This is a genomic window from Streptomyces sp. NRRL F-5755 (assembly GCF_001279365.1).
Lineage (GTDB): Bacteria > Actinomycetota > Actinomycetes > Streptomycetales > Streptomycetaceae > Streptomyces > Streptomyces rimosus.
This window is the reverse complement of sequence record NZ_LGCW01000119.1, coordinates 1-3,528: the sequence shown is the minus strand read 5'-3', so window position 1 is coordinate 3,528 and position 3,528 is coordinate 1. Positions and strand designations below refer to the sequence as shown.

The following is a 3,528-nucleotide window of genomic DNA, read 5'->3' as shown; positions in this document are numbered from 1 at the left end:
GCCACCACCCGACCCCCGAAGGCAGCCGCCCCGCCCCCCAGAGCGGCTTCTCTGCCGACCGGCTGCGACTCTTCCAGACCCCCGGGCCGGGCGGCCCCGAGCGCCGGTCCGCCCTCGCCCGTCTCACCGACGACTGGCTGGCCGGTCTCTTCCGCAGTGCGGCAGGCGGAGCCGAGGCCGGCTCCGGCCTCGCGCTCGTCGCCGTCGGCGGCTACGGCCGCGGTGAACTCTCCCCCCGCAGTGACCTCGACCTGCTCCTGCTGCACGACGGCAAAGCCGGCGCCCGTACGGTGGCCGCTCTCGCCGACCAGCTCTGGTACCCGGTCTGGGATCTGAACCTCGCCCTGGATCACTCGGTACGGACACTCTCCGAAGCGCGCAAGGCCGCTCGCGACGACCTCAAGGTCCAACTCGGTCTCTTGGACGCCCGCCACCTGGCCGGTGACCCGGACCTGACGAGCGCCCTGCGCGGCACCGCCCTGGCCGACTGGCGCGAACAGGCCCCCAAACGCCTGCCGGAGCTGCACGAAATGTGCCGCGAACGCGCGTCCCGCCAGGGCGAGTTGCAGTACCTGCTGGAGCCGGACCTGAAGGAGGCCAGGGGCGGGCTGCGGGACGCCACCGCACTCCGCGCGGTGGCCGCCTCCTGGCTGGCCGACGCACCGCGCGAGGGCTTGGAGGCGGCCCGCACCCGTCTGCTGGACGTCCGCGACGCGCTGCACTTGACGACCGGCCGCGCCACCGACCGCCTCGCCCTCCAGGAACAGGACCAGGTGGCCGAGGCGCTCGGCGTGCTCGACGCGGACGTACTGCTGCGGCAGGTCTACGAATCCGCGCGCACCATCTCGTACGCGAGTGACGTCACCTGGCGCGAAGTCGGGCGGGTGCTGCGGTCCCGCTCCGTCCGCCCCGTCCTGCGCGGTCTGCTCAAGGGCCGTACGGCCGGTGGTGGAACGGGCCGGGGCGAACGGTCGCCGCTCGCCGAGGGCGTGGTCGAGCTGGACGGCGAAGCCGTACTGGCCCGGACGGCGCGACCCGAACATGACCCGGTCCTTCCCCTGCGCGCCGCCGCTGCCGCGGCACAGGCCGGGCTGCCGTTGTCCCGGCATGCCGTACGCCGACTGAGCACGGCCGCCACGACCCGCCCCTTGCCCGTGCCGTGGCCGGCCGAGGCGCGGGAACAACTGATCACCTTGCTGGGCGCGGGCGCCCAGACCGTCCCCGTATGGGAGGCGCTGGAGGCGGAGGGAATCGTCAGCCGGCTGCTGCCCGACTGGGAGCGGGTGCGCTGCCGGCCCCAGCGCAACGCCGTGCACCGGTGGACCGTGGACCGGCACCTGATCGAGACGGCCGTCCGCGCCTCGGCGCTCACCCGCCGCGTGCACCGCCCCGATCTCCTGCTGATCGCGGCCCTGCTGCACGACATCGGCAAGGGGTGGCCCGGCGACCACTCCATCTCGGGCGAGACCATCGCCCGGGACATGGCGGCCCGGATCGGTTTCGACGCCCGCGACGTGGCGGTGATTGCCACGCTCGTACGGCACCATCTGCTGCTCATCGAGACCGCCACCCGCCGGGACCTGGGCGACCCGGCGACGGTGGAGGCGGTCGCGGACACGGTGGGCACCATCGGCACACTGGAGCTGCTGCATGCCCTCACCGAGGCCGACGCGCTGGCCACCGGCCCGGCGGCCTGGAGCACCTGGCGCGGGTCGCTCGTCGCGGACCTGGTGAAACGTGTCACGGCGCGACTGGCGGGAGAAGCCGCGCCGGAGGGGCGCACGACGGACGAGCCGACCGCCGAGCAGGAACGCCTGGCCGTCGAGGCGTGGCGCAGTGGCGGCCCGGTGCTGACCCTGCGCACACGGGCGGAGGGCCAGGGCGAAACGGAGTATGCCTCCAAGGCCGCTGGTGCGGACGGAGGCGCCGATACGAATAGGGCCGATACGGATACGGGAACGGGCCCGCACGTCGCGCCCGAGCCGGAGCCGGTGGGCGTCGAGCTGCTGATGGCCGTACCGGATCAGCCCGGCGTGCTCCCCGCCGCCGCGGGTGTCCTGGCCATGCACCGCCTCACCGTCCGCGCCGCCGACCTGCGCAGCATGGATCCCATCGGCGAGGGCCCGGTCCTGCTGCTGAGCTGGCGGGTGGCCGCCGAATACGGCTCGCTCCCGCAGACCGTACGGCTCAGGGCGGACCTCGTACGGGCCCTGGACGGCTCGCTGGACGTACCGGCCCGGCTGGCGGAGCGCGAACAGGCGTACGCACGCCGCTCGCGCGGCGCGCAGGCCCCGCCGCCCCGGGTGACCGTCGCCCCCGGAAGCTCGCAGTCGGCAACCGTGATCGAGGTAAGGGCCCAGGACGCGCAGGGCCTGCTGCACCGCATCGGCCGCGCACTGGAGGCCGCGGGCGTCACCGTACGCAGCGCCCACGTGAGCACGCTGGGAGCGAACGCGGTGGATGCGTTCTACGTCACGAACGAGAAGGGCGAACCACTGCCGGACGCGGCGGCCACAGAGGTGGCCCAGGCGGTGGAGCGCGCATTGAAGCAGTGAGGCTTGTTCGTCCGCGGGAGGCGACGGGCATGGGTCGGCCCTTCCCGGGGCTGGAGGGCTCGGTGGGTTGGGAGAGGCAGGTTTTGTTGATCGGCCTGTACGGGCGGTTCGGCTGGGGCCTGCCTCGGGGCAGCCCTTCGAGCCTGACGGCGGGGAGGCTCCCGGCGGCTGTACGGCCTTGGGCGGCGGCGCCGGACGCGGCGGCGGGATGAGGCCCGGAGACGGCGGGCGATTCGCCGAGGGCGCGCGGCCCGGGGGCGGGGTGGTGGTCGAAGGGGCGGCAGCTGTCAGGGTGGGCCGATGCCCGGGGGGCGGCAGCTTTTACGGGCGGGACGATGGCCGGAGGGGCGGCGGCAGCTTTCACGGACGGGACCATGCCTGGAGGGGCAGCGCCCCACAGGGGGAGAGGCCCCAGAGGCGTGGGGGTTCCTCGGGGAGTGAGGGTTCTCCGAGGCGCGACGGTTCTCGTACGCGGCGTACGGCTTGGCCCTGGCGCCAACACGGGCCTCAGACGGGAGGCCGCCCTTTGATACGAAGCTCCCTGCCCCAAGAGAACCCCCTGCGCCAACGAGGCGCCCGCCGCCAAGGAAGCCCTCTGCGCCAACGAGGCCGCCGCCAACGAAGCCCCCTGCGCCAACGAGGCGCCCGCCGCCAACAAAACCCTCCGCACCAACAAGGCAAGCCGCGAACCCCGAGCGCCCTCCCGATCTCGCCCCGCTTTCCGACCCCGACCCGCTACCCGATCTTGGGCCCCCTTCCAGACCTGGGCACCTTTCCAGACCCGGGCTCCTGGCTCGACCCAGGCTCGAACCCCCGGTTCGGCCCAGGCCCGGACTCCTGGCTTGCTCCAGGTCCGGACATCTGGCTCGGTCCAGGCCCAGGCTCCCGGCCCAGCCAAAGCCCCCCTCCCCCCGAAAATCCTCCACCAGCCCACAGCCCCGTTTCGCCCAACACCCTCCTCCCGCTCCAAACC

The 3,528-nt window shown here is 73.8% G+C and carries 1 protein-coding gene; it reads left to right on the top strand.

Annotated features, from left to right (window positions below; all coding sequences use genetic code 11):
• Window positions 1-62: 62 nt before the first annotated feature.
• Entirely contained in the window at window positions 63-2,555 is a 2,493-nt protein-coding gene (locus tag ADK86_RS14310) for a [protein-PII] uridylyltransferase (protein WP_063788993.1), read from the top strand.
• Window positions 2,556-3,528 lie beyond the last annotated feature (973 nt).